The following is a 24,658-nucleotide window of genomic DNA, read 5'->3' on the forward strand; positions in this document are numbered from 1 at the left end:
AACCCGCATGCGTGAACGTCATCATGCGGGCGAGCATATGCTCTGCCCGCAATGCGATCTTCTGGTCAGGCTCCCGGCGCTAATGCCGGGACAAAAGGCGCATTGCCCTCGCTGTGACACCACGCTTGCCGTCGAGTGGGCGGCACCCCGCCAGCGTCCGACGGCGTATGCGCTGGCGGCGCTGTTCATGCTGCTGCTCTCCAACCTTTTTCCCTTCGTCAATATGGAAGCGGCGGGCGTCAGCAGCGAAGTGACAATGCTGGAGATCCCGCGCGTCCTGTTTAACGAAGATTACGCGAGTCTCGGCTCGCTGTTTATGCTGTTTGTTCAGCTGGTGCCTGCCTTCTGTCTGGTCACCATCCTGTTACTGGTCAACCGCGTTACGCTGCCGCCACGGCTTAAAATCGCGATGTCCCGCGTACTGTTTCAGCTGCGCAACTGGGGGATGGCGGAAATTTTCCTCGCGGGCGTGCTGGTGAGTTTCGTCAAGCTGATTGCCTATGGCGATATCGGCATTGGCAGCAGCTTTATCCCCTGGTGTCTCTTCTGCATCCTGCAGCTTCGTGCTTTTCAGTGCGTCGACCGCCGCTGGCTCTGGAACGATATCGCGCCGATGCCGACAGTATCTCAGCCGCTGAAAGTAGGCGTCGCTGGTATCCGTCAGGGGTTGCGCGCGTGCCCGTGCTGCACCGCTATCCTTACCGGTGAAGAGGGGCGCTGTCCGCGCTGCCATACGTACGGTCACGTTCGCCGCAAACACAGTCTCCAGTGGACGGTCTCGCTGCTGGTCTGCTCCATTATGCTTTATCTGCCCGCGAATCTGCTGCCCATCATGATTACCGATCTGCTCGGCGACAGAATGCCTTCCACCATTATTGCGGGCGTAATCCTTATCTGGAACGAAGGCTCTTACCCGGTGGCGCTGGTGATTTTCCTTGCCAGTATTATGGTGCCGACGCTTAAGATGATTGCCCTCGGCTGGCTGTGCCTTGACGCTAAAGGCTATGGCCGTCAGGAGCGCGAGCGAATGCATCTGATGTATGAAGTGGTGGAGTTTGTCGGCCGCTGGTCGATGATCGACGTTTTTGTGATTGCCGTGCTGTCTGCGCTGGTCCGTATGGGCGCGCTGATGAATATTTATCCGGCCTGGGGAGCGGTCATGTTTGCGATGGTGGTGATTGTCACCATGTTTGCCGCGATGACCTTTGACCCGCGTCTCTCCTGGGACCGTGAGTCTGATTCAAGTTATGAGGAGTTACCCGAACATGGAAAATAATCGCGGGGAAGCGAAGATTAAACGGGTGAAGAACTGGTCGCCTGTCTGGATCTTCCCGATTATTACCGCGCTTATCGGCGCCTGGATCCTGTTTTATCACTACAGCCATCAGGGGCCGGTGGTGACGCTGATGACCACCAACGCGGAAGGCATTGAAGGGGGTAAAACCACTATCAAGAGCCGCAGCGTTGATGTGGGTGTGGTGGAAAGCGCGGTACTGACGGATGATTTGCATCACGTCGAAATTAAAGCACGTATGAACCCCGGTATGGAAAAGCTGCTGTATGGCGATTCCGTCTTCTGGGTGGTGAAGCCGCAGATTGGGCGTGAAGGCGTTACCGGCCTGAATACGCTGCTTTCCGGCTCTTACATTGAACTTCAGCCGGGCTCGAAAGGCAGCGTGCCGGAATCTTACAAGCTGCTCGACGCGCCGCCGCTGGCGCCGCCGGATGCCAAAGGGATTCGCGTCATCCTCGACAGTAATAAAGCCGGGCAACTTAACCCGGGCGATCCGGTGCTGTTTCGCGGCTATCGCGTCGGTTCGGTGGAAACCAGTACGTTTGACCCGCAAAAGCGCTCCATCAGCTATCAGCTTTTCATCAATGCGCCGAACGATCGGCTGGTGACCAGCAACGTGCGTTTCTGGAAAGACAGCGGGATCGCGGTCGATCTCAGTTCCTCCGGTATGCGCGTGGAAATGGGATCGCTTAGCACGCTGTTTAGCGGCGGTGTCAGTTTTGACGTGCCGGACGGCTGGGAACTCGGCCAGCCGGTAGCGGAGAAGACCGCGTTTACGCTCTACGACGATCAGCGCAGCATTCAGGAGTCGCTCTATACCGAACATATTGATTACCTGATGTTCTTTAAAGACACCATTCGCGGTCTGCAGCCTGGCGCGCCGGTCGAGTTTCGAGGCATTCGTCTCGGTACTGTTGCGCAGGTGCCATTCTTTGTGCCTGGCCTGCATCAGGCGGTCACTACCGATTACCGCATTCCGGTGCTGGTTCGTATTGAGCCGGAGCGTCTGGCGAATCAGATTGGTGAAGATCCGAACATCGCCAGTCATATGCATGAACTGTTAAAGAAAGGCCTGCGCGCCACGCTTAAAACCGGCAATCTGGTGACCGGGCAGCTGTTTGTCGATCTCGATTTCTATCCGAAAGCGCCGCCGGTCACCGATATGGCGAGCTATAACGGATATCCGGTGATCCCGACGGTGAGCAGCGGGCTTGCGCAAATCCAGCAGCGTCTGATGGATACGCTGGATAAAATTAACAATCTGCCGCTCAACCCGATGATTGAACAGGCCACCAATACGCTCTCGGAAAGCCAGCGCACCATGCGCCGCCTGCAGACGACGCTCGATAACCTGAATCAGCTGACCTCCAGCCAGTCGGCGCAGGAGCTGCCGGCGGATATGCAGAAAACGCTGCGTGAGCTTAACCGCAGCATGCAGGGCTTCCAGCCAGGCTCTGCCGCCTATAACAAAATGGTGGCGGATATGCAGCGTCTGGATCAGGTCTTGCGTGAGCTTCAGCCGGTGCTGCGCACGCTCAATGAGAAGAGCAATGCGCTGGTGTTTGAATCGAAAGAGAAAAAGGACCCGCAGCCGAAGAGGGCGAAAGAATGAAAAAATGGCTCCCGTTTGTCGCCGTTGCGCTACTGAGCGCCTGTAGCACCACACAGGAAACCACCTGGTATCAGCTCCCGGCGTCTACGGCGCCGGTGACCCGCAGCGCGCCGATGGACAGTCAGCATCTGCTCTGGGTGGAGCAGGTGTCGGTGCCCGATTATCTCGCGGGTAACGGCGTGGTCTACCAGACGACCGACGTGCAGTATGTCATCGCCAGCCAGAACCTGTGGGCCAGCCCGCTGGATCAGCAACTGCGTAATACGCTGGTGACGAATCTGAGCGCCACGCTGCCGGGCTGGGTGGTTTCCGCCCAGCCGCTGGGGGCTGAGCAGGATACGCTGAACGTCAACGTGACCGGCTTTCATGGCCGTTATGACGGGCGCGTGATTGTAAGCGGCGAATGGCTACTCAAGCACAAAGGGCAACTTATCAAGCGGCCTTTCTATACTGAGCTTAAGCAGCAACAGGATGGTTATGACGCGATGGTGAAAACGCTGGCGCAGGCCTGGCAGCAGCAGGCGAAAACCATTGCCGATGAGGTTGCGCGTCAGCCATAAAAAATTTGAATGATGTTAAAAGCCGTCGTCTTCTTCTTAAAGAGGGCGGCGGCTTTCTCTTTTATGCCAGTCAGATAAGCTCAACACCTGCTCAATTTTTGTATAAATGTTATCCAGAGTAGCTCACAAATATGACATTGGCGTGAATTTTGCGCATTGACGTTCCCTGGGTTTACAGGTATTCGTAAAGGGTGATTGCGCAAAATGTAATCACTGTTTTCTTTTCCACCAGACCTGAAATGAGGGAAACGAGGCATGAAGAGACAAAAAAGAGATCGCCTGGAACGGGCACATCATCGTGGTTATCAGGCCGGTATCACCGGACGCTCGAAAGAAATGTGTCCTTACCAGACCCTGAATCAGAGGTCTTATTGGCTGGGAGGCTGGCGAGAAGCCATGGAGGACAGGGCTCAGATTGCGTGAGCTTGTCTCTTTAAAAAGAAACCTCCGCTATGCGGAGGTTTCGCCTTTCTGAATGCAGAGAAAAACTATCAGAAAGCGGAGGTGTCCTGGAACAGGCCCACTTTCAGGTCAGTCGCGGTGTAGATCTGTTTGCCGTCGACCAGCACTTCGCCATCGGCAATGCCCATTACCAGACGGCGGTTGACTACGCGTTTGAAGTGAATGCGATAGGTCACTTTTTTCGCACTCGGCAGTACCTGACCCGTAAATTTCACTTCGCCCACGCCCAGCGCGCGGCCTTTACCTTCGCCGCCCAGCCAGCCTAAGTAGAAGCCGACCAGCTGCCACATAGCGTCAAGGCCGAGGCAGCCTGGCATTACCGGGTCGCCGATGAAATGGCAGCCAAAGAACCACATATCCGGGTTGATATCCAGTTCCGCTTCCACGTAACCCTTATCAAAGTTACCGCCGGTTTCGGTCATTTTCACCACGCGGTCCATCATTAACATGTTGGGTGCCGGCAGTTGCGGGCCGTTCGCGCCGAACAGCTCGCCGCGCCCGGAGGCAAGAAGGTCTTCTTTCGTATAGGATTCGCGTTTGTCTACCATGTTCTCAGTATGCCTTATTTTAGTGAAGCCCGCAGGTTAGCTAACACGTGTACGCTGAACAAGTCCGATCAGTTGTGGTTAAACCAGTTCATCCAGCGTAACGGCCACGGACGCTGACGGATATCCTGCTGCGTCGCCTGCGCGATTCGCTCGCCGATAACCCCAAGCAGTGTCGTCTGGCCTTCGCCATCCCACGGGAGAGTCGTTAATAAGGGTAGCGCATCTGTGACATCATCAATCGCCCAGATGGAAAACTGCCCCTGATCGACCGCGTCCAGAATCGCCTGATTCAGCGATAAATGACGCACGTTAGCCGAAGGAATAATCACGCCCTGTTTGCCCGTTAAGCCACGGGCCTGACAGACGGTGAAGAAGCCTTCGATTTTTTCATTCAGTCCGCCGACTGGCTGCGCGCGGCCAAACTGGTCCACGGAGCCGGTAATAGCAATCTGCTGATTGAGCGGCGCATTGGCCAGCGCGCTGATAAGCGCGCACAGCTCGGCCATTGAGGCGCTGTCGCCGTCCACTTCGCTATAGGACTGCTCAAACGTCAGCGAGGCAGAGAAGGGCATCTGTTGCTCCAGATCCAGCTCGGCCATCAGAAACGCCTGCATGATCATCATGCCTTTGGCGTGGATATTGCCGCCGAGTTCAGCCTTGCGCTCGATATCGGTAAATTCGCCATCGCCAATATGCACCACGCAACTGATGCGCGATGGCTCGCCAAATGCGCGCGGATGCCCAGGAAATTCCACCACCGAAAGCGCGTTAATCTGACCGATGCGCTCGCCTTCGGTTTCGACCAGCAGCTGGCCGAGCAGAATTTCATCCTGCATACGCTCTGCGAGATACCCCTCACGCCAGGCGCGGCGCGCAAGCATCTCAGAAAATTGCGCTGCGGTGAATGTCGCGCCGTCGCAAAAGGCGGCCACTTCAGTTAACTGGCGCGCCATCCAGAGCGGATCGAGCGGCAACGTTTCCTGGTCACCCGTATAGCGCACGGCTTCACGAATCAAGAGCGGCCAGGCGTCGTATGCCGGTGCGGGCAGCGCAAGCTGTGCGGCCTGGGCACAGACCCAACTGCACCAGAGCGTAATATCTTCTTCGTCAGCGATTTGCAGGTCGTCTTCATATTCGCTGTAGATAGCTTGCTGCACGAGTACCGGCTCCATCTCCTGAAAATCCGCCAGTGATTCACGATCGCCTACCAGCACGACGCGAAGTCTAAGCGGCAGAGAAGGAACAGACACCGGCAGCGGGCGGGTCTCGTCCGGGGCGACCCAGTCGAAGCGTTTCGTGACGACCATCTGCTTCAGACGCAGCCACAAGAGCGGCTGCAGAAGCAGTGTTTTCAGCGGCACGACCAGAATGCCGCCGTTGGCTTTATGTACCAGGCCCGGCTCAAGCGAAATCTGGCCTGCAAACTGTCTGACACAGCCAAACAGCTCGGCCGCATCAGCCCAGGTAGCGACAACCACATCGCGCTGCACGGCGAAATCGCCCGGTGTCGCATTCGGTGGTGTCAGCGTCACGCTCTGGTTTTCGATACGATAATGACCGCCGACCAGTTCTGACTGATGCGGCAGTAATGCTTTCGCGGTACTGGCGATAAGCTCCAGCAAAGGCTTCTCTTCGTCAGCCTTAACCAGCATGAAATCATTTACAGGACGTGGCGCGCACAGCTGGCTTAGTCCGTCGTGAAGGCGAGGCTGAAGCGCCTCAAAATCAAGCGCGTCTGCAAAACCGGCATCCATTTCAGCAAAGCGGGACCGGAAGGTCTCCGTATCGGGTACAAGCGCTTGTGATGTAAGTCTGTTAATGGTCAATGTCGAGGTTTTTTAGTCAGATGTAAAAGGCGAGATTATAGCGTAATGGGCGGATCAACACACCGGAAATGCCACTATTGCCCTGCAGAATCTCCCCCTGCGTCACAGACGTTTATTTCCCCTCAGCGAATCGAAAAAAAACTGTTATCCTGAAATGAGTTACACGGTCATCCTGAGATCGCAATGAAATACCAACAACTCGAAAATCTGGAAAGCGGCTGGAAGTGGAAATATCTGGTGAAAAAGCATCGCGAAGGCGAGCTGATCACCCGGTATCTTGAAGCCAGCGCGGCGAAAGAGGCGGTGGATCTCTTGCTGGGTATGGAAAACGAACCGGTAAGAGTGCTGGGCTGGATTGATCAGCATATGAACCCGGCGCTGCAAAACCGCCTGAAACAGACGATTCGCGCCCGTCGTAAGCGGCATTTTAATGCTGAGCATCAGCATACCCGTAAAAAATCCATCGATCTGGAATTTATGGTCTGGCAGCGTCTCGCAGGCCTTGCGCAGCGCCGCGGCATCACCCTTTCAGAAACAATCGTGCAACTGATTGAAGACGCCGAGCGCAAAGAGAAATATGAAAACCATATGTCGACGCTGAAACAGGATTTACAGGCATTGCTGGGGAAGAAAGAGTAACCCGAGAAGGCTCATGAGAGGGCGAGGCGGTTATTTTTTGCTACTACATGCAGCAGAGAAATTACTTCTGGCTGTAAAAGGAAATAATGCGCTTAAGCGCATCTCATCAGAAATTCAATCCAAATGACAAGATTTCCGGCCAACAAAAAACCCCGCCGTAGCGGGGTTTTTCTAAACGTTTAACTTAAGCCTGCGGCTGAGTTACAACGTCTTTAACGCCTTTAACTTCGATCTCTACGCGACGATCCGGACCCAGGCACTCGATCAGAGCAGCGCGAGGTTTCACGTTGTCACAGGTGTTGCCAGTGACCGGATTGGATTCGCCCATACCACGTGCGGAGATCTTGTTGGACGGGATACCTTTGGAGATCAGGTAGTCAACAACGGACTGAGCACGTTTCTCGGACAGACCCTGGTTGTAAGCGTCAGAACCGATACGGTCGGTGAAGCCCAGAACCACGACGGAACCGTCTTTCGGATCCAGGTTGCTCAGCTGAGAGTACAGCTGATCCAGCGCCTGCTGACCTTCCGGTTTCAGGGTCGCTTTGTTGAAGTTGAACAGAACGTCAGACTTCAGGGTGAAGTGCTTGGTCTGTACTTCCGGAGCCGGAGCCGGAGCCGGAGCTACAACTGGAGCTGCATCTTCCTGCTGACCGAAACGGTAGGAAACACCTACGCTCAGCATGCCGTTGTCCGGACGAGCGCCAACAGTCTGCGCGTCACCGATGTTGTTAACCCACTGGTATTCCAGACGGGTAGCGATATCGCGGGTCATCGCCCACTCAACGCCGCCAGCGAATACCGGAGAAACGCCAGTGTCGTGGTCGTCGCCGCCGATGTTAGAAGAGGAGTCAGCACGCCATACCATGCCGCCCAGACGGGTGTATACGTCCAGGTCGTCGGTTACCGGGTAACCCAGTTTAGCGGTCAGCTGTACGCCCTGAGCTTTGAAAGCGCCGTTTACAGTGTCGCCTTTATACGGCATGCGGCCCAGCCAGTCGTAGCCCATTTCGAAACCAACGTACGGGTTAACCTGGTAACCACCGAACGCGCCTGCGCCCAGCTGGCTTTCGTGAGTCGGGCCGTCGTTAGGGATAAAGCCGGTATCGTGGAACTGGGACCAACCCAGTTTGCCACCTGCGTACCAGGTGTTATCTTTCGGTGCGGCCTGCGCTACGGTAGCGAAGCCAGCCAGTGCCACTGCAATCGCGATAGCTGTCTTTTTCATTTTTTGCGCCTCGTTATCATCCAAAAAGGCCATGCGCTTTTCCTTGGGAAAAGTTCACGGTTAAATCCTTCACCGGGGTATAGCTCAATGGTTACTCTACCGATAATGTCGGTTTATTGATGAGCACCCTGGCGAGGTAAAGTCTACAACGTAGTTGAAAACTTACAAGTGTGAAGTCCGTCAGGCATATGAAAAAAAACAACTTGCGAAAGCAAAATTTAACATTTTTGATGAAATTTTAATCGCTCGTAAAGTGCGAAAGCGGACGTGAGTGCCCGTCTGGCCGTTCATTCACCACTATCGCTTCTGATAAAGAGACACGCACAAAAAATTGCCAGGAATTATCCTAAAAAAGATTAATGCACCATGCCAGAGTGAATTCTTAAGGCAGAACGTGGTCGGTCACCCGGCAGAGAGGGTTGAACAGGACGCATTAAAAAACCCATGGCGTTACCTTTCTCGGCCGCTGCAGTCAGACGGCGATGTTCATCATCCGTTAGATCGTCATGCAGCCAGGCAATTACCACGCTGTAGTTGCCGGTTTCCAGCGCACGGATCATAGAATCAAGCGTAACCTGCGGGTTCATCTGGCTGACTTGCATCACTTTGGTCAGCGGCAAACCAGCGGATTCCACCCATTCACGGCTAAGACGTTGCTGCGGAGTCAGCCACAGCTGCCAGCGGGATTGCTGCCCGAGCTGCTGCAAGAGCGGCAGCAGGACCAGTTGCGTCATCCACGGCTGGTCTTCGTTGTACATCACTTCACTGATCAGCCCTCGGGTTTCCGCCTGAGCCAAAGCGCCCGCCGTTTCTTTTGCCAGACGACGTGAGCCATACGCGCGATTTTGATGAGAAGAGTACATAAAGGTCCAGCCTCGCTAGTTACTGTATGCATATACAGTAATGCTGGCGCGACCAAAGATCAATCGAAATTTCGGAAAGCATCTCGCAAATTTCGCATCTCGTTCCACTTAAAACAAAATTCGGATTGCTCACGGCGCGCAACTTTCATATGTTCCTGTTAAGGGAAACGCTAATGGAATTTTTTATCCATTACTGGTTGATATAAAAGGAATAATCATGGATAAATCTTCGTCTGACACGCTGGTTCGGGTGCAGAATACACTTTCATCTTTGGGAAATGTTACCCATCGTTCACTGTTTGGCGGCTATAGCCTGGCCATTGATGATGCCGTGTTCGCCATGGTGGCAGGAGGAAAACTATACCTGCGCGCCAGCAATGAGAGTCGTGACTACCAGCACGCCCACAATCCGCCGATGCTGGTCTGTACCCGACGCGGTCGTCACATCAGCCTCAATTATTATCTTGTAGATGACACGCTCTGGAATTCACCAGCCTTGCTGCGCGATCACGCACGAATGGCGCTGGCCTGCGCGCGGGCGGAAAAAAACGAGCGTGCCCGCGAGCGGCGGGTCAAAGATCTGCCCAATCTCAATGTTCAGCTGGAAGTCTCATTATGGGAAGCGGGAATACGCGATGTGGAAACGCTCTGCGCATACGGTGCGAAAGAGTGCTGGCTTAAGCTGCGCAAAGCCCGGAAAAATCTCAGTCTGCAAGTATTGTATGCGCTTCAGGGTGCCATCATCGGCACCCATGAAGCAGCGTTACCTGTGCACATTCGCGAGGAACTGCTGGAGTGGTTTATGCAGCTTTCGGTGCAAAATCAGTCCTGAATAAGTTGACGCTGCAGTCGACTGATTTCCGGCAAAATAGAGATTAACAACCCGATTTGCTGAAGCACCAGCGGCTCTTTACTCTCCTGGCGCGGCTCTATCTGCTCAATACGCTGCGCCAGTTGCGTTAGTGAGTTTTCTACTCGCGCTTCATCGGCAGGCTGATGATGGAGCGCGTCATCCACATAACAGACGGCGTCGTCGAGCAGAGAAAGGATCTCCTGGCGCGTCAGTTTTTCGCGGTGAGCACCCAGAGCTGAAATATAGCTGGTCAGCGTGTGGTTAAGGCACAGAAAGCGGAAAGCGAGTTCGCGCATCTGCGCGCTGACGCGAGGCTCACTGGACATGTTCGACACCACCGAGGCCAGCTCCGCATCGCTGTTATGCGCGTCGCGACGCGCGATGCGATACGCGAGACGGTTATCGCGCCCCTGATGGTACTGCTCAAGGATGGCATCCAGATAGCGACAGTTGGCGTTAAGCGCGCGCTCCAGTACCACCGGCAACCGGCGAAAACGCCAGTCGGGCCAGATAAAGCTCACGGCACACCACGCGATAGCGCAGCCGATTATCGTATCCACCACGCGCGGCAGAGCGACTTCAAACCCTTCGCCCAGCAGGTTAAAGCACAGCAAGACCAAAAGCGTGATAAACAGCGTGGCGTGCGCGTATTGCACTGTGCGAAACACAAAAAACAGCACGCCGGTAATCACGATGAGTACCAGTTGGCCTTCCAGCGAAGGCACGAAATAAAGCACCGGAATACCGACCGCCACGCCCGCCAGGGTGCCGATAATGCGCAGCGTCAGGCGATGTCGCGTGGCGTTGTAGTTCGGCTGGCACACAAACAGGCTGGTCAGCAAAATCCAGTAGCCGTGGTTCAGCCCGGTGAACTGAATAAAGGCGTAGCCCACGCAGAGCACAACGGACATCCGCACCGCATGGCGGAACAGCGCGGACTGCGGCGTCAGATTACGCGTCAGGCGAAACCACACATCGCTAAAGCCGTTCAGGCTGTCATCGGCAAGGCTGTGCTCGCTCTCGCTGGCATCTGCCTGTGTAAATGGCTGTTCTGATTCGATCGTCGCGAGCTGAGCGTCGATAGCCTTCAGATTCGCGACCAGAAAGCGCACGGCTTTAATTTCTGATGCCGAGCCACCGGCCGCGGCGGTGCGATCGAGTGCGGCGTCAAGGTGCGTAAACGCGCGCTCAAAACGCGGGTCATGCTGATAGGGCGTACGAAGCAGCACAGAGCGCGCCAGTTGCTGACACGCCTGTGATTGCATCGAAAGCAGCCGCTGGAAGCGGAACATCACGTCGCTGTAGCGGAAGGTGTCCCGCAGCGTCTGATACTGGATATGCGACGAACTGGCGCGCTCATGAATATCCTGAGCGACAAAATAGTAGTGCAGTGTACGGCGCGTGCTGCGCTGACCGCGGTCGCCGCGCAGGCGGGTCAGCAGCGAGGCTTTGGTCTGGTTCAGCGTGGCGACCAACTGGCTGTTCGCCATCGCCAGTTCCATCATCGGCACCTGGTTTTCGTCTTCGATATCCGGGTCAAAAAAACGCGATTTGATTTCCAGATAGTGCGCCAGCTGTTCATAACAGCGGGCGAGGTTTTCCTGAAGAGGACGCACCGGAAAGAGCAAATGCCCGGCCAGCGTCAGCAGGTTGTACCAGACCGCGCCCGCGAGCAGCAGCAGCGGCTGCTGATACCAGTGCTCATAGAGTGAAACCCCGAGCATCGTATAGATGGCGATAAGCAACGCGCCGAAGGCGATAGTCGCGTAGCGCTGGCCGAGGCCGCCAAGCAAAATAAAACCGATAGTCGAGACCGTCAGCCCGGCGGCAAACAGCCACGGCCACGGAAACAGCAGTTCCACCGAAGCGGAGGCAATGAAAAAGCTGACCAGCGTAATCAGCAGATTGCGCAGGCGTCCCGTCAGGCGGTCGTCAAGATCGGTGAGTGCTGCGGCCACAACGCCAAGCGTCAGCGGGATAGTCAGCTTCGCCTCGCCAAGCCACCAGGGCAGCGCCGCCGTCCCGCACAGCGCGATAAAAATGCGCACGTTAGTGAGCCACGCGCTGTTCCAGGCGTGACGGTGAAGCAGAGGATTGAGCATCATGAGCGCATCCGTTTTTACTGGAAACGGCGGCGGGCATTGGCTTCGCGGGCCGCCTGCGCGGTTTCCACGGAGACGACGCGACGCCCAACCGGCCAGAGCGCAATCGCGGCGATTTTAAAATTCGCGATGCCTACCGGGATGCCGATGATAGTGACGCACTGCGCAATGCCGGTCGCGATATGCAGCAGGCACAGCCACCAGCCGAAAAACACCAGCCAGAAAACATTCAGCAGTGTGCCACCGGTGTTCAGCAGGGCGTTTTTGCCCGCCGGGTCAAGTTCATCGACATGCACCGCTTCATTGCCGTACGGCAACAGCGACAGTTTAGTGATCTCCCAACAGGAGCGCGTCAGCGGCAGCGTCACGATAAAAATAATGCTGACAAGCGTCGCCACCAGCCAGGAGAACGTCGTGGCGAAGCCGCCCAGGACGAAATTCAGAATATTTAAAACAGTACGCATAAAACCTCAAAAGCGTCGGCAGAGCGCCGGAGTGATAACCACAACAATTGTAACGCGTTTTGGGTCTGGAGCGTGATATCGCAGGCGGGTAAACTTAGCCTCATAACACTATTGACTGGCAGCCTCATGGAACTGAAAGCAACCTCTCTGGGTAAACGTCTGGCGCAGCACCCCTATGATCGCGCAGAAATTCTCACCGCCGGAGTGAAAGTCTCCGGGGATAAGCATGAATATCTGATCCCGTTTAATCAGTTGCTGGGCATTGAATGCCGTCGGGGGCTTGTCTGGGGGGAGCTGGAGTTTACGCTGCCGGATAACAAAGTCGTTCGTCTGCACGGCACCGAATGGGCGGAAACCCAGCGCTTTTACCATCATCTGATGGCGCTCTGGCAGCAGTGGAGCCAGGAGATGAGCGAGGTGGCGGCAGGGGTGCTGAATGCCTGGCAGGAGAAACTTCGCAGTAGCGAATCCCAGGAAAAATGGCTTAAGCGTGAAGAGGGCGAGGCGCTGTGTCACGCGCTGCGCCGGGCGTTGCAGGCGCTGCCGATGCCGACATCGCGCCTTGAGGCGTTCGATAACTGCCGCGAGGCCTGGCGCGAATGTCAGGCCTGGCTTGCCGACAGCGAGGCGAAGCGTCTTTTGCATAATCAGGCCTATACCGACGCGATGCTGACGCGCTACGCCGATTTCTTCTCGCAGATTGAAAGCTCGCCGCTGAATCCGTCGCAGGCGCGGGCTGTCGTCAACGGCGAAAGCTCGCTGCTGGTACTGGCAGGCGCCGGGAGCGGCAAAACCTCCGTGCTGGTGGCGCGCGCAGGCTGGCTTATTGAGCGCGGCGAGGCGACGGCGGAGCAGATCCTGCTGCTGGCGTTCGGGCGTCAGGCCGCCAAAGAAATGGAAGCGCGGCTTCAGGCGCGGCTGCATACGGATGCCATCACCGCACGCACGTTTCATGCGCTGGCCTTGCAAATTATCGGCCAGGGCGGGCGGAAAACCCCGCGCGTCAGCGAGCTGGAAAACGATACCGCGGCGCGCCATGAACTCTTACTGAACGTCTGGCGGGAACAGTGCCGCGAGAAAAAAGCGCAGGCGAAGGGGTGGCGTCAGTGGCTTACCGACGAGCTGGAGTGGGACGTTGAGGACGGCGATTTCTGGGAGGACGAGACGCTGGGCAAACGGCTGGCGAGCCGTCTCGACCGCTGGCTGGGGCTGATGCGCATGCATGGCGGCTCGCAGGCCGAGATGATATCCGCCGCGCCCGACGAGGTACGCGATCTGTTCCAGAAGCACGTCAAACTGATGGCACCGCTGCTGAAAGCCTGGAAAGCCGCGCTAAAAGCCGAAGAAGCCGTCGATTTCTCCGGGCTTATTCATCAGGCGATTAACGTGCTGGAAAAGGGCCGGTTTGTTAGTCCGTGGAAGCATATCCTTGTGGACGAGTTTCAGGATATCTCGCCGCAGCGTGCGGCCCTGCTGGCGGCGCTGCGCCGCCAGAATTCCGCCGCCAGCCTGTTTGCGGTGGGTGACGACTGGCAGGCTATCTACCGCTTTAGCGGCGCGCAGCTTTCGCTAACGACGGCGTTTGAGGCGCATTTTGGCCGGGGCGACCAGTGCGCGCTGGATACCACCTACCGTTTTAACGGGCGCATCGGCGATATCGCTAATCGCTTCATTCAACAAAACCCGTACCAGCGTGAAAAACCGCTCAACAGTCTGCGCGCGGGCGACAAGAACGCCGTGACGCTGCTTGCGCAGGAGCAACTGGAGGCGCTGCTTGATAAGATGAGCGGTTACGTGCGCCCTGACGAGCGCATTCTGGTGCTGGCGCGCTACCACCATCTGCGCCCGGCGGTGCTGGAAATGGCCGCGACCCGCTGGCCGAAGCTGCAACTGGAATTTATGACGATTCATGCCAGCAAAGGGCAGCAGGCGGATTATGTGATTATTCTCGGGCTGAACGAGGGGCGGGAAGGCTTCCCGGCGCCAGCGCGGGAATCCATCATGGAACAGGCGCTGTTGCCGCCACCGGAGGATTTCCCGGATGCCGAAGAGCGGCGTCTGCTCTATGTGGCGCTGACCCGCGCGCGACACCGGGTCTGGCTGCTGTATGACAAAGCGGCGCCGTCGGTGTTTGTCGAAGCGCTGACGCGTCTCGGCGTGCCGACGGCCCGTAAGCCATGATTTATTTCAGGCGTTCGGCGAGATAGCGCGGATAGTCGGGGATTAATACATCCAGCGTGTCGCTAAAGGTCGGCGACTGGATAATAAAATCCGCGGTTGAGAGATTGGTCGCCACCGGGATGTTCCAGACGGTGGCAAGGCGCAGCAGCGCTTTGACGTCGGGATCGTGCGGCACGGCGTTGAGCGGATCCCAGAAGAAAATCAGCACGTCGATTTTGCCTTCGGCGATCATCGCGCCCACCTGCTGATCGCCGCCCATCGGGCCGCTCAGCATGGCGTTGACGTTAAGACCGGTCGCGCGTTGTACCAGATTGCCTGTGGTGCCGGTTGCATACAGCGTATGATTTGCCAGCAACGCTTTATGGCGCTCCACCCATTTCATCAGCATCGATTTGCAGTGGTCATGCGCCACCAGGGCGATTTTCTTTTGGGCTGGCAGGGTTCGGGTTGTCAGTTCCATATTATTTTCCGGATTACATAACTGCCTACAGATTACTGGAAGTGATGGCGGCTGCAAGCGAAGCCGGTAAAAACTGTGTGCGTTTCTGCTTACCGTCGTCGCATGGTGCGCCCGACGCCTTTGGCATACACTGAAAGGACTGAGCTAACGGGGAGGTAAAATGAAAGATTCTGATATCGCAGAGATTTTGCAGAACACCAAAACGATCGCGCTGGTGGGGGCGAGCGATAAGCCGGACCGTCCGAGTTACCGCGTCATGTCGTATCTTCTGGATAAAGGCTATCACGTGATCCCCGTTTCGCCGAAAGTGGCAGGCAAAACGCTGCTCGGCCAGCAGGGATACGCCACGCTTGCTGACGTGCCGGAGAAGGTGGATATGGTGGATGTGTTCCGTAACTCCGAGGCCGCGTGGGGGGTTGCGCAGGAGGCGATTGCGATCGGTGCGAAAACGCTCTGGATGCAGCTTGGCGTCATCAACGAAGAGGCCGCCGTACTGGCGCGCGATGCGGGGCTGAAAGTGGTGATGGACCGCTGCCCGGCGATAGAAATTCCGCGTCTCGGTCTTTGATAGTAATAAAAAACCCGGCGTTGCCGGGTTTTTTTAGTTACGCAGACGGGGTGCCTGGAGCTGCTGGCGAATGGATCGCGCCAGTTCATCCATGGAGGGTTGCTCCGGATGTTCCTCCTGCATTTCGCCACTGAGCTGGGCTTCTGCAAGATAGGTGTGCACGGGCTGGCCGTCGTCGTCTTCCATCACGACGTGATACCACGGCGCGGCGCGCAGCTCGGCGTTTACCGCCAGTTCATCGACTTCAGGTTCATCAAGCGAGTATTCAGGGTCGATATCCACCACAACCCCTAAATACCCTAAAAGAGAATGACGAACCTGCTGGCCGATACCAAATTTGCTGGCAATCATTGTCACCTCCCGGGAAACGTTCATACCCTGTATATAAGGGCGGAGCATTCCTTTTCAAGCTACATGACGCGACAGGCAAACCCTTTCAGATAAAGACCTTCCGGGTAGCTCGCGATCACGGGGTGATCGGCGGCCTGACGGAACTGCTCTATAAATTGTACATCACGCCCCGCATCTGTTGCGGCGTCAGCAACAATTTTCTGGAATAAATCGGTGGTCATCAGCCCGGAGCAGGAGAACGTCAGCAAAATGCCGCCAGGGTTAAGCAACTGGATCGCCAGCATATTGATGTCTTTATAACCGCGGCACGCGCCCTGAAGCTGGCTTTTATTTTCCACGAATTTCGGCGGGTCCATTACGATGACGTCAAACTTTTCGCCCTGGTCGCGGTATTTACGTAAAAGCTTAAAGACGTCGTCGCGCACGAACTCCGCTTTGCTGAGATCAAGCTTGTTGAGCTCAACGTTTTGCTTCGCCACATCCAGCGCGTCCTGCGACGTATCAACACTGATGACCTGACGGCAGCCGCCCATCAGCGCAGAAACGGCAAAACCGCCGGTGTAGGAAAAGCAGTTCAGCACGCGTTTATCTTCCACATAACGGCGCGTGGCGAAACGGCTGTCGCGCTGATCCAGGTAATAACCCGTTTTATGGCCGCCTTTGATATCCACCAGCAGCTTCATGCCGTGCTCTTCAATCGCGAGCAGATCCGGCGGCAGCTCGCCGCTGACCGGCCCCTGAGCAAGTTCCATGCCTTCTTTTTTACGCACCGCGACGTCGGAGCGGTCATAGATGGCGCATTCCGGATAGAGCTCCTGCAGGGCCGACACCAGCGCCGGACGCTGATATTCCGCGCCCGCCGAGAGCAGTTGCAGCACCAGGAAGTTGCCGAAGCGGTCAATCGTCACGCCCGGCAGGCCGTCCGATTCGCCGGCGATAAGACGGTAGCTGTCAAGCCCGTCCTTTTTCGCCAGCCAGTCGCGCCACTGCTGCGCCTGTTGCAGGCGGCAAGTAAAAAAGGCGATATCGATGGTTTCATTCGGATCAAACGTCCAGACGCGTGCTCGGATCTGCGAGGCGGGGGAGAGGGCGGCGCGTGCTAACCATTTTCCCTGATGGTCGACGATGTCGATGGTTTCACCCGGTGCGGCTTTACCTTCCATGCGCGCGACGGCACCGGAAAAGACCCAGGGATGGCGGCGCAGGAGAGATTTCTCGCGCCCTTTGGCTAACACTAAACGTACGCTCATAATTTGCTATTCTGTGATTCAAAGAAAATGGGCGCCATTCTCCCGACTTCAGCCGGGAAATGCAACGCTACCGCAAAGGAGAACCGCTATGGCACAACAATGCACAATGGCCTGGGTACATGGCCGGGTACAGGGCGTCGGGTTTCGCTACACCACGCAGCATGAAGCGACGCGGCTGGGTCTGACCGGCTATGCGCGTAATCTGGACGACGGCAGCGTGGAGGTGCTGGCCTGCGGCGAGGCCGAGCAGGTGGAGAAGTTAATCGCCTGGCTGAAAGCGGGCGGGCCGCGCAGCGCCCATGTGGAAAAGGTGCTGACCGAGCCGCATTCGCCCGCTGAAGATTACCAGGATTTCCGAATTCGCTATTAAATGCACTTCACGGGTTTTGGCAGACCCGCGATTTTAGTGGCTTGCTTTGCCGGGCCTTTCGGAAAGAGGCGATAGAGATAGCGACTGTTGCCTTTCTCTTCGCCAAATTTCGTCGCCATCGCTTTGACCAGCATGCGGATAGCCGGCGACGTATTAAATTCGATATAAAACTCGCGCACGAAGCGCACCACTTCCCAGTGCTCTGGCGTGAGCGTGATGCCTTCTTTTTCGGCAATCACTTCCGCCAGGCCTTCGCTCCAGGCGTCGAAGACTTTCAGATAGCCCTCGGCGTCGGTTTCAAACTCTTTACCTTCAAACGTTAACATACGCATTTTTGCCCTGATTCACACAGCGCGCAGTGTAGCAAATTCCCGCCGCCAGAAAAAACAAAGCCCCGCACGGGGCGGGGCTTAAGCGCAGTTTCGGTTAACCGTTAGTCGCGGCTCGCGAAGCCCAGAATGCTCAGCAGGCTCACGAAGATGTTGTAGAGCGACACATACAGGCTGACGGTCGCGCGAATGTAGTTGGTTTCGCCGCCGTGGATGATATTGCTGGTTTCAAACAGGATGGCACCCGAAGAAAGCAGAATAAACACGGCGCTAATCGCCAGGTGCAGCGCAGGAAGCTGCAGGAAGATGTTCGCCACCATGCCGATCAGCACAACCACCACGCCCGCCATCAGCATACCGCCCAGGAAGGACATATCTTTACGGGTGGTCAACACGTAGGCGGAGCAGCAGAAGAACACCAGCGCGGTGCCGCCAAGCGCGAGTGCGATGACATCGCCCATACCGGCAGACAAATAGGCATTCAGCATCGGCCCCAGAATGTAGCCCAGAAAACCGGTGAAGGCGAACGCTGCCAGGATGCCGCTCGGTTTATCGGCCAGGCGGTAGGTCAGGAACATCAGGCCGTACATACCGACCAGCGTCAGAATCAAACCCGGCGATGGCAGTGCGAATACGGTACTGGCGGTCGCGGTGATCGCGGAAAACGCCAGCGTCAGGCTCAGCATAAAATAGGTGTTACGCAGAACCTTATGGGTGCTAAGCAACGACTGTCTGTCGCGCGCAGAGGTAATTAAGCGATCCATGAGTAGTCTCTCATTACAGGTGTTTAGTTTCCGAGCATAGAAGGTAGCACGCAACGGGAAAAGCCCTTTTACCCATCTTTACGCTGCTTTATTTCTCTAAAAACAAGGACTCAGAAAAGGCGTTTATATCATAAAAACCGGGCTGCCCCGACGCGCTTTCAGATCCCCCTCTTATATATGACGTAAAACCGTTGCATGAAATCCGGCTCGCGACTATCAGTGTTAACGACACATCACAACAACACACAAGGCGTGGAAAATGAAAGTGAATCATAAGGCTCTGACTTTTTCTCTCATCGCTGCCGTCATTTCCGGCGCATGCGCGACGGCGTATGCGGCGCAGGTGCCGGCAGGCGTTGAGCTGGCGGCAAAACAGGAACTGGTGCGCAACAACGGCAGCGAGCCTGCCTCGCTCGATCCGCATAAAGTGGAGAGCGACGTTGAATTCAACATCATCAGCGACGTTTTTGAAGGGCTGGTGGCGGTGCGTAAAGATGGCTCGATTGAACCGCGGCTCGCAGAAAGCTGGGAAAATAAAGACAACACCGTCTGGACGTTTCATCTGCGCAAGGGTGTGACCTGGTCTGACGGCGAGCCTATCACGGCGGAAGATGTGGTCTGGAGCTGGCGGCGTCTGGTCGACCCGAAAACCGTCTCTCCTTATGCCAGCTTTCCGGGCAACATGAATATTGAAAACGCTGCTGACATCGCCAACGGCAAAAAGCCGACCGACACGCTGGGCGTGAAGGCGCTGGATGACAATACCATTCAGGTGACGCTGACGCAGCCCACCGCGGCGTTCCTGTCGATGCTGGCGCACCCGTCGCTGGTGCCCATCGATAAAACCGCCGTTGAGCGTTTCGGCGATAAATGGGCGCGCCCGGAGCATTTCGTCTGCAGCGGGGCGTATAAGGTCACCGACTGGGTGGTAAATGAAAAGATCGTGGCCGAGCGTAATAAACGCTACTGGAACGACAAAGAGACCGTCATTAATAAAGTGACTTATCTGCCGATCGCCGCTGAAACAGCGGATCTGAATCGCTATAAAGCGGGCGAAATTGACATCACCAGTACCGTGCCGCTCAATCAATTCGCGCAGTTGAAAAAAACGCTGCCCGATCAGGTTAATGTCTCCCCACTGCTGGCAACATATTACTACGAATTTAACACCAGCAAACCGCCGTTTAACGATCCGCGCGTGCGCCGCGCGCTCAACATGGCGCTCGACAAAGACATCATCGCCCAAAAAGTGCTGGCGCAGGGGCAGCGTCCGGCGTGGGTGGTCAGCCAGCCTGAAATTGGCGGCGTGAAAATTGCGCCGCCGGAGTACGCCAGCTGGCCGCTTGATAAACGCGTCAGCGAGGCGAAAAAACTGCTGGAGGAGGCAGGCTTCAATGCGCAGCATCCGCTCACGTTTAATCTGCTCTATAACACTTTGGAATCGCACCAGCGCATCGCCATCGCGGCAAGCTCCATGTGGCAGAAAAATCTCGGCGTGGTAGTGAAGCTCCAGAACCAGGAGTGGAAAACCATGCTGGATAGTAAACACACCGGCAATTTTGACGTGGTGCGCTACGCCTGGAACGCCGATTACGACGACGCCTCGACCTTCCTGAATAACTACCGCACCGGCGACAGCCAGAACACCTCGCGCTATACCAACAAAGCGTATGACGAGGTCCTGACGAACGCTTCAAAAGCCGCTGATGCCACCGAACGCGGGAAATATTATCAGCAGGCGGAAACGATCCTGGCTCAGGATGTGCCTGCGATTCCGGTCTATCACTACGTGCGTACCCATATGGTGAAACCATGGATTGGGGGCTTTTACTCCAATAACCTGGGCTTCTACTACACAAAAGATATGTACATCAAAAAACATTAACCGGAGCGCGACGCCGTTATTGCCCGTAAAGCTGCTGTATTTGTGATCGTTGTGTCGGTATTTCAGTCAATTAGCGCGCTTTTGGCTGTTTTTAAGGCAATCGAACACATTCGGGCTTTACACGGCGCAGGGGGATGTTTATAGTTCGCGTCATTGCGGAAGTGTGGCCGAGCGGTTGAAGGCACCGGTCTTGAAAACCGGCGACCCGAAAGGGTTCCAGAGTTCGAATCTCTGCGCTTCCGCCAACCAATTTAAGGGGATGCCGAAAGGCGTCCCCTTTTTCGTTTTACCTCTCATGCGCCATTAGTCTTTCCTTAAACGCTAGCAGTAAGTTTGTTACTGAAGACAACATTCCTGTGGCATGCAGCCAGCGCCTCGCCGCTGAACACTCTCCTGATGCGTAAACTCTGTTTACATCTGCCCGTTGCCCATTGCTTGTGAATGTCTCTTGCGTGCGTAGCATCTGCGCTTTAACCCGCTGTTAAATAAATGCTTCCCGTCTTGTGGCGGAGCTGGCGGTTTCGTTTCAGGGAGAGAAACAATGGCATCGCTGCAGACAGTGCTGGAGAGTTGTCAGGCGCAGACAGATGAGCTGGCCGCCCAGGCGCAGGCGCGTCTCGCGCTCTGGGAAAAATGGCTTCAACCCATCATCGCCACGGCCCCCACCGGGGACGATCCGGGTTATGACGACGATTTCCAGCAGATCCGCGAGGAGGTGAATAAGCTTTCCGGTGCCGATCTCACGCTTATCGGCGAGCTGGCAGAAAAAGTGCTGACCACGGCATCGAAAGATATTCGTGTCGCCACCTATTATGCGTGGTCGCGGCTGCACCAGGAGGGCGAGGCTGGTTTTGCCGAAGGGCTGGAACTGCTCGCCGCGCTGCTTGCGCGTTTTGGCACGGCGCTGCACCCGCAGCGCGCGCGCAGCCGTCAGGCGGCGCTGGAGTGGCTTGCGGGCTCGCGCGTGCTCGACAGCCTGTCGCTTTACCCGGAAGTGACGCGCGATGACGCCCGGCGCACCGCGGGCGCGCTGTTGCTGATTGAACAGGCACTGGCGCAGGAGGAGCCTTCCGCGCGCCCGTCATTAAGCGCGCTTTACGGCGCGCTGGAAGCGCGGCTGATGAAAGCGGGCGGCGTGGATGCGGTGGTACCGCAAACCACCAGCGACAGCAACGCGTCGCAGCCCACGGCTGCGCCTGTTATCAGCGCAATTACGTCCGGGCGCGATCTGCTGGATCAGGCCCGTCAGCTTGCCGACTACCTGCGTAATCAGCCTGATGGCTGGCTCGCCGCCCACCGCATGATGAAAAGCCTGCGTCACGACACCCTTCACCAGTTGCCGCCGCTCGCAGGCGACGGACGCACCCGCATAGAACCCCCGAAGGCCGACCAGCGCGCATTGTTGAAAAGGCTCTGGCTTCAGCAGAGCTGGCTTGAGCTGCTGGAGCAGGCCGACAGCCTCTTTGCGCGCGGTGCCAGCCATCTGTGGCTCGATTTGCAGTGGTATCTTCACGAAGCGCTGCAGAAGTCTGGTAAGGAGACACTGGCAGGTATCATTCGCGCCGATCTGAACGGGCTGTTAAACCGGCTGCCCGGCCTCGAGACGCTGGCGTTTAGCGACGGTATGCCGTTTGCCGATGAGGTAACGCAACACTGGATCGCGCAGCAGGTGCGCGAGAATGCCTCCGGCCCTGACGCAGCGCACGTTGTGGACGCTGGCAGCGCCGCCGATGACGAGGTACTGCAACTGGAGCCGGAAGCCGTCGCGCTCGCCGACAGCGACGGTATTGACGCAGCACTCGGCTGGCTACAGACCCGGCCCGCGCTCACCACACCGCGCCAGCGCTGGATTTTGCGCCTGCTGATGGCGCGTCTGGCGGAGCAATACGGCAAAAACGATCTGGCGCTGCATCTGCTTGCCGCGCTGGACGCGGGCGCGTCGCAAATGACGCTTGCACAATGGGAGCCGGCGCTGCTTTTTGAAGTGGGTGCCAGACGGCTGCGGTTGCTGCGTATGAAAGCCGGGCGTAGCGACGCGGAGAAAGCGCGCCTGCAAACTGATATGGAACAGCTGCTGGCGGCACTTATCGCCATCGATCCGGCGCGCGCCGCCTTGTTATGCAGCTAAGTCATCACCTTATTCAAGGAAGGAGAAAATGATGCCCGAAACCTCTCTCTCGCCATCGCTCTATGAAATACTCTACGGCAATTTCGAAGGCGGCCTGCCGCTGGATGCCGTCAGCGAAGAAAATCAGGTCATTTTGTCGGTGCTCGATAACATGCAGCGCATTCTCAATACCCGCGCCGGTAGCCTCAAACATCTGCCGGATTACGGCCTGCCGGATCTGGCCAAAATTCTTCAGGGTATGCCCGGCACCGCCCATGAACTCATCAGCGCGCTCTCTGCCGTATTGCTGAAATATGAGCCGCGTCTGAAACGGATCAACGTTGTGATGCTCCCGCAAACCCTTCCCGGCGAGCTGCGCTACGCCATCGACGCCGAGCTGAAAGGCGTGGGGCTGGTGCGCTACGGCACGGCATTTATGCCAGAAGGGCGGGTGCTGATCCGCCACCTCAAACAACAGCAGTTTATGGATAACCGCGCCGCGATCTGAGCGGCCTTCAGGACAGGGATATTATGGACACGTCCACTGAACGTCATCTGAAAACCGGCGGCGATCCGCGCCTGCTGCCGGATTACGCCGCGCTTCGCGAAGAGCTCGGCAAACTCACGCACCCGGCGCGCCCGGATGTCGACTGGCGGCGGGTCGAACAGCTGTCGCTCTCGCTCTTTGAGCGCAATGGTGTCGAGCTGCAAACCGCCGCCTGGTATACGCAGGCGCGTCTGCGCTTGTTGGGGTTGCCCGGCCTTAACGAAGGGCTGGCGATCCTCGAGGCGCTCATCTCGCGCCAGTGGGGCAACCTGTGGCCGCAGCCGGTACACGCGCGAATGGAGATTTTAAGCGGCCTCAGCCAGCGTGTGCAGCAGACGCTGCGTACTTTCTCATTGCGTTATGCGGATCTCGGCGCGCTCTATCAGGCGGAGCAGCACCTGACACGTATTATCACGGTACTGGAGCGCCTTGAGCTTAAGCATGTCAGTCAGATGGACGCGCTGCGTCTGCATCTGCAAAACGCAGCGGCGCGACTGGAAAATGACGCGGGGCAGAGTGAAGTGACGCTGAAGGAGCGCGCGGTGACGGTTAACGATCCGCAGACGGATGATGATATCCGCCGGGTGTATGTTCCGGACAGCGTGCCTGCGCCAGACGTGGCATCGGCTCACATGCTAACGCGCCGTAGCCTGAAGCCGTTCATCGCCGGTATGCTCACTATGCTGGTGGCGGGCAGCGCCGTGTTGATGGGCTGGCAGGCGTATCACCGCCCCGATCCAGTGCAGGCGCGGATTGCGGCGTCGCTTCGCGCGTGGCCGCAGATGGCAGACAGTGCCACCATCACACCGGAACAGGCGCGCCAGATTGATCCTGCTCTGGTCCTGACGCAAACGCGCCAGCGTCTGGGGTGGCTGGCAACGCTGCCGCCCGATCGCAATATCCGTTTTGCCTGTGAGCTGGTGCGCCAGGCGGGCCAACTTTTGCCTCAGCACGCCCAGGTACAGGCGCTAACCCGCGAATGGCGTCAGCAGATGAGCGCCGCGGCGCTGCCGCTGCAAAATCTGGATGGCTGGCGCCGTGGCATGACGCAGCTTGACGAATTGACCGCGCGGCTCAACGCGCTGGATGAGCGGCGCGGGAAATACCTGACCGGCAGTGAGCTTAAAACGATGGTGTTTAATATTCACTAGGCGTTTGCCGCCATGCCGCCTGCGGAGGAGTTGCTGCGTCAGATGGCAGAGCAGCGCCAGCAGGGCGTTGAGCCTGGTGCGCTGCGTCAGGAAACCGCCACCCGGCTTAATCAGCTTCTCTATCGCTATGTGCTGCTGACACCGCCGTCACCCGATGCCGCCACGCCTTAGCGCCCCGTTTTCATTCTCCCTGCAATAGATAAAAAAAATCCTGCCCATCGGGCAGGAAATAACAGTATCAGGG

The 24,658-nt window shown here is 56.9% G+C and carries 23 protein-coding genes, 1 tRNA gene and 1 pseudogene; 14 read left to right on the forward strand and 11 right to left on the reverse strand.

Annotated features, from left to right (window positions below):
• Window positions 1-7 precede the first annotated feature (7 nt).
• The 4 genes from pqiA to rmf all read left to right on the forward strand — a co-directional run bounded on the left by pqiA (window position 8) and on the right by rmf (window position 3,889).
• The gene (gene pqiA / locus ACUW6V_RS06395; RefSeq protein ID WP_104671563.1) at window positions 8-1,276 is read left to right on the forward strand and encodes a membrane integrity-associated transporter subunit PqiA; all 1,269 of its coding nucleotides are present in this window, start codon (window positions 8-10) and stop codon (window positions 1,274-1,276) included.
• Window positions 1,266-2,906: an intermembrane transport protein PqiB gene (gene pqiB / locus ACUW6V_RS06400; protein WP_014729187.1), complete on the forward strand. Its 1,641-nt coding sequence runs from the start codon at window positions 1,266-1,268 to the stop codon at window positions 2,904-2,906. The genes pqiA and pqiB overlap by 11 nt, the downstream gene beginning before the upstream one ends.
• On the forward strand, window positions 2,903-3,466 hold the full coding sequence (gene pqiC / locus ACUW6V_RS06405) for a membrane integrity-associated transporter subunit PqiC (RefSeq protein WP_007866582.1): 564 nt from the start codon (window positions 2,903-2,905) through the stop codon (window positions 3,464-3,466). The genes pqiB and pqiC overlap by 4 nt, the downstream gene beginning before the upstream one ends.
• A gap of 255 nt (window positions 3,467-3,721) precedes the next feature.
• Window positions 3,722-3,889, forward strand: a complete 168-nt coding sequence (rmf, locus tag ACUW6V_RS06410; protein WP_004385424.1) for a ribosome modulation factor — start codon at window positions 3,722-3,724, stop codon at window positions 3,887-3,889.
• Window positions 3,890-3,957: 68 nt separating this feature from the next.
• Here rmf and fabA read toward each other — a convergent pair whose 3' ends face one another.
• The gene (fabA, locus tag ACUW6V_RS06415; RefSeq protein WP_004385423.1) at window positions 3,958-4,476 is read right to left on the reverse strand and encodes a bifunctional 3-hydroxydecanoyl-ACP dehydratase/trans-2-decenoyl-ACP isomerase; all 519 of its coding nucleotides are present in this window, start codon (window positions 4,474-4,476) and stop codon (window positions 3,958-3,960) included.
• Window positions 4,477-4,544: 68 nt separating this feature from the next.
• Window positions 4,545-6,302 (reverse strand): AAA family ATPase, encoded by a 1,758-nt coding sequence (locus ACUW6V_RS06420; protein ID WP_454038139.1) that lies wholly within the window; start codon window positions 6,300-6,302, stop codon window positions 4,545-4,547.
• 183 nt (window positions 6,303-6,485) lie between these two features.
• Here ACUW6V_RS06420 and matP point away from each other — a divergent pair, with 183 nt between their 5' ends.
• Window positions 6,486-6,941 carry a macrodomain Ter protein MatP gene (gene matP, locus ACUW6V_RS06425; protein WP_454038140.1) on the forward strand — a complete coding sequence of 152 codons (456 nt, stop codon included), beginning with the start codon at window positions 6,486-6,488 and terminating at the stop codon, window positions 6,939-6,941.
• A 184-nt stretch (window positions 6,942-7,125) separates the two neighbouring features.
• Here the strand turns inward: matP and ompA are convergent, their stop codons facing one another.
• Window positions 7,126-8,169, reverse strand: a complete 1,044-nt coding sequence (gene ompA, locus ACUW6V_RS06430; RefSeq protein WP_004385421.1) for a porin OmpA — start codon at window positions 8,167-8,169, stop codon at window positions 7,126-7,128.
• A gap of 356 nt (window positions 8,170-8,525) precedes the next feature.
• Window positions 8,526-9,032 carry an SOS-induced cell division inhibitor SulA gene (sulA, locus tag ACUW6V_RS06435; RefSeq protein WP_004385420.1) on the reverse strand — a complete coding sequence of 169 codons (507 nt, stop codon included), beginning with the start codon at window positions 9,030-9,032 and terminating at the stop codon, window positions 8,526-8,528.
• A gap of 217 nt (window positions 9,033-9,249) precedes the next feature.
• Here sulA and ACUW6V_RS06440 point away from each other — a divergent pair, with 217 nt between their 5' ends.
• Entirely contained in the window at window positions 9,250-9,864 is a 615-nt protein-coding gene (locus ACUW6V_RS06440) for a TfoX/Sxy family DNA transformation protein (protein ID WP_142969619.1), read from the forward strand.
• On the opposite strand, the gene yccS is transcribed toward ACUW6V_RS06440, so the two are convergent.
• Window positions 9,855-11,990: a YccS family putative transporter gene (yccS, locus tag ACUW6V_RS06445; RefSeq protein WP_012125184.1), complete on the reverse strand. Its 2,136-nt coding sequence runs from the start codon at window positions 11,988-11,990 to the stop codon at window positions 9,855-9,857. The two genes, ACUW6V_RS06440 and yccS, sit on opposite strands and share 10 nt — an antisense overlap.
• Before the next feature lie 14 nt (window positions 11,991-12,004).
• Window positions 12,005-12,451: a YccF domain-containing protein gene (locus ACUW6V_RS06450; protein WP_004385418.1), complete on the reverse strand. Its 447-nt coding sequence runs from the start codon at window positions 12,449-12,451 to the stop codon at window positions 12,005-12,007.
• A 126-nt stretch (window positions 12,452-12,577) separates the two neighbouring features.
• Between ACUW6V_RS06450 and helD the strand changes: the two genes are divergently transcribed.
• Window positions 12,578-14,632 carry a DNA helicase IV gene (gene helD / locus ACUW6V_RS06455; protein ID WP_454038141.1) on the forward strand — a complete coding sequence of 685 codons (2,055 nt, stop codon included), beginning with the start codon at window positions 12,578-12,580 and terminating at the stop codon, window positions 14,630-14,632.
• A 1-nt stretch (window position 14,633) separates the two neighbouring features.
• On the opposite strand, the gene mgsA is transcribed toward helD, so the two are convergent.
• Window positions 14,634-15,092, reverse strand: a complete 459-nt coding sequence (gene mgsA, locus ACUW6V_RS06460) for a methylglyoxal synthase (RefSeq protein ID WP_007707605.1) — start codon at window positions 15,090-15,092, stop codon at window positions 14,634-14,636.
• A gap of 160 nt (window positions 15,093-15,252) precedes the next feature.
• Between mgsA and ACUW6V_RS06465 the strand changes: the two genes are divergently transcribed.
• Complete coding sequence (locus ACUW6V_RS06465; RefSeq protein ID WP_104676030.1) at window positions 15,253-15,660, forward strand: CoA-binding protein; 408 nt, start codon at window positions 15,253-15,255, stop codon at window positions 15,658-15,660.
• Between the two features lie 33 nt (window positions 15,661-15,693).
• Here the strand turns inward: ACUW6V_RS06465 and hspQ are convergent, their stop codons facing one another.
• Window positions 15,694-16,011: a heat shock protein HspQ gene (hspQ, locus tag ACUW6V_RS06470; RefSeq protein ID WP_004385415.1), complete on the reverse strand. Its 318-nt coding sequence runs from the start codon at window positions 16,009-16,011 to the stop codon at window positions 15,694-15,696.
• Between the two features lie 59 nt (window positions 16,012-16,070).
• On the reverse strand, window positions 16,071-17,261 hold the full coding sequence (rlmI, locus tag ACUW6V_RS06475) for a 23S rRNA (cytosine(1962)-C(5))-methyltransferase RlmI (protein WP_097649053.1): 1,191 nt from the start codon (window positions 17,259-17,261) through the stop codon (window positions 16,071-16,073).
• Between the two features lie 88 nt (window positions 17,262-17,349).
• Between rlmI and yccX the strand changes: the two genes are divergently transcribed.
• The gene (gene yccX, locus ACUW6V_RS06480; RefSeq protein ID WP_007866613.1) at window positions 17,350-17,631 is read left to right on the forward strand and encodes an acylphosphatase; all 282 of its coding nucleotides are present in this window, start codon (window positions 17,350-17,352) and stop codon (window positions 17,629-17,631) included.
• On the opposite strand, the gene tusE is transcribed toward yccX, so the two are convergent.
• Window positions 17,628-17,957 carry a sulfurtransferase TusE gene (gene tusE, locus ACUW6V_RS06485; RefSeq protein WP_032990230.1) on the reverse strand — a complete coding sequence of 110 codons (330 nt, stop codon included), beginning with the start codon at window positions 17,955-17,957 and terminating at the stop codon, window positions 17,628-17,630. The two genes, yccX and tusE, sit on opposite strands and share 4 nt — an antisense overlap.
• A 107-nt stretch (window positions 17,958-18,064) precedes the next feature.
• Window positions 18,065-18,724 carry an FtsH protease modulator YccA gene (yccA, locus tag ACUW6V_RS06490; RefSeq protein WP_004385411.1) on the reverse strand — a complete coding sequence of 220 codons (660 nt, stop codon included), beginning with the start codon at window positions 18,722-18,724 and terminating at the stop codon, window positions 18,065-18,067.
• 259 nt (window positions 18,725-18,983) lie between these two features.
• On the opposite strand from yccA, the gene ACUW6V_RS06495 reads away from it, so the two are divergent.
• The 5 genes and pseudogenes from ACUW6V_RS06495 (at window position 18,984) to ACUW6V_RS06515 (ending at window position 24,585) form a co-directional block, all read left to right on the forward strand.
• On the forward strand, window positions 18,984-20,609 hold the full coding sequence (locus tag ACUW6V_RS06495; protein WP_454038142.1) for an ABC transporter substrate-binding protein: 1,626 nt from the start codon (window positions 18,984-18,986) through the stop codon (window positions 20,607-20,609).
• A gap of 157 nt (window positions 20,610-20,766) precedes the next feature.
• Window positions 20,767-20,854 (forward strand) — tRNA-Ser (locus ACUW6V_RS06500).
• 296 nt (window positions 20,855-21,150) lie between these two features.
• Window positions 21,151-22,737 carry a type VI secretion system protein TssA gene (gene tssA, locus ACUW6V_RS06505; RefSeq protein WP_454038143.1) on the forward strand — a complete coding sequence of 529 codons (1,587 nt, stop codon included), beginning with the start codon at window positions 21,151-21,153 and terminating at the stop codon, window positions 22,735-22,737.
• Between the two features lie 31 nt (window positions 22,738-22,768).
• The gene (gene tssE / locus ACUW6V_RS06510; protein WP_454038144.1) at window positions 22,769-23,224 is read left to right on the forward strand and encodes a type VI secretion system baseplate subunit TssE; all 456 of its coding nucleotides are present in this window, start codon (window positions 22,769-22,771) and stop codon (window positions 23,222-23,224) included.
• A gap of 23 nt (window positions 23,225-23,247) precedes the next feature.
• Window positions 23,248-24,585 (forward strand): annotated as a pseudogene (locus ACUW6V_RS06515) (VasL domain-containing protein).
• Window positions 24,586-24,658 lie beyond the last annotated feature (73 nt).

This window comes from Cronobacter sp. 153480017-3 (assembly GCF_053627815.1).

Bases quoted from the DNA above. Each gene is read 5' to 3' on its own strand.
- pqiA (WP_104671563.1), top strand. From the start codon at position 8: ATGCGTGAACGTCATCATGCGGGCGAGCATATGCTCTGCCCGCAATGC.
- pqiB (WP_014729187.1), top strand. From the start codon at position 1,266: ATGGAAAATAATCGCGGGGAAGCGAAGATTAAACGGGTGAAGAACTGG.
- pqiC (WP_007866582.1), top strand. From the start codon at position 2,903: ATGAAAAAATGGCTCCCGTTTGTCGCCGTTGCGCTACTGAGCGCCTGT.
- rmf (WP_004385424.1), top strand. From the start codon at position 3,722: ATGAAGAGACAAAAAAGAGATCGCCTGGAACGGGCACATCATCGTGGT.
- fabA (WP_004385423.1), bottom strand. From the start codon at position 4,476: ATGGTAGACAAACGCGAATCCTATACGAAAGAAGACCTTCTTGCCTCC.
- matP (WP_454038140.1), top strand. From the start codon at position 6,486: ATGAAATACCAACAACTCGAAAATCTGGAAAGCGGCTGGAAGTGGAAA.
- ompA (WP_004385421.1), bottom strand. From the start codon at position 8,169: ATGAAAAAGACAGCTATCGCGATTGCAGTGGCACTGGCTGGCTTCGCT.
- sulA (WP_004385420.1), bottom strand. From the start codon at position 9,032: ATGTACTCTTCTCATCAAAATCGCGCGTATGGCTCACGTCGTCTGGCA.
- ACUW6V_RS06440 (WP_142969619.1), top strand. From the start codon at position 9,250: ATGGATAAATCTTCGTCTGACACGCTGGTTCGGGTGCAGAATACACTT.
- yccS (WP_012125184.1), bottom strand. From the start codon at position 11,990: ATGATGCTCAATCCTCTGCTTCACCGTCACGCCTGGAACAGCGCGTGG.
- ACUW6V_RS06450 (WP_004385418.1), bottom strand. From the start codon at position 12,451: ATGCGTACTGTTTTAAATATTCTGAATTTCGTCCTGGGCGGCTTCGCC.
- helD (WP_454038141.1), top strand. From the start codon at position 12,578: ATGGAACTGAAAGCAACCTCTCTGGGTAAACGTCTGGCGCAGCACCCC.
- mgsA (WP_007707605.1), bottom strand. From the start codon at position 15,092: ATGGAACTGACAACCCGAACCCTGCCAGCCCAAAAGAAAATCGCCCTG.
- ACUW6V_RS06465 (WP_104676030.1), top strand. From the start codon at position 15,253: ATGAAAGATTCTGATATCGCAGAGATTTTGCAGAACACCAAAACGATC.
- hspQ (WP_004385415.1), bottom strand. From the start codon at position 16,011: ATGATTGCCAGCAAATTTGGTATCGGCCAGCAGGTTCGTCATTCTCTT.
- rlmI (WP_097649053.1), bottom strand. From the start codon at position 17,261: ATGAGCGTACGTTTAGTGTTAGCCAAAGGGCGCGAGAAATCTCTCCTG.
- yccX (WP_007866613.1), top strand. From the start codon at position 17,350: ATGGCACAACAATGCACAATGGCCTGGGTACATGGCCGGGTACAGGGC.
- tusE (WP_032990230.1), bottom strand. From the start codon at position 17,957: ATGTTAACGTTTGAAGGTAAAGAGTTTGAAACCGACGCCGAGGGCTAT.
- yccA (WP_004385411.1), bottom strand. From the start codon at position 18,724: ATGGATCGCTTAATTACCTCTGCGCGCGACAGACAGTCGTTGCTTAGC.
- ACUW6V_RS06495 (WP_454038142.1), top strand. From the start codon at position 18,984: ATGAAAGTGAATCATAAGGCTCTGACTTTTTCTCTCATCGCTGCCGTC.
- tssA (WP_454038143.1), top strand. From the start codon at position 21,151: ATGGCATCGCTGCAGACAGTGCTGGAGAGTTGTCAGGCGCAGACAGAT.
- tssE (WP_454038144.1), top strand. From the start codon at position 22,769: ATGCCCGAAACCTCTCTCTCGCCATCGCTCTATGAAATACTCTACGGC.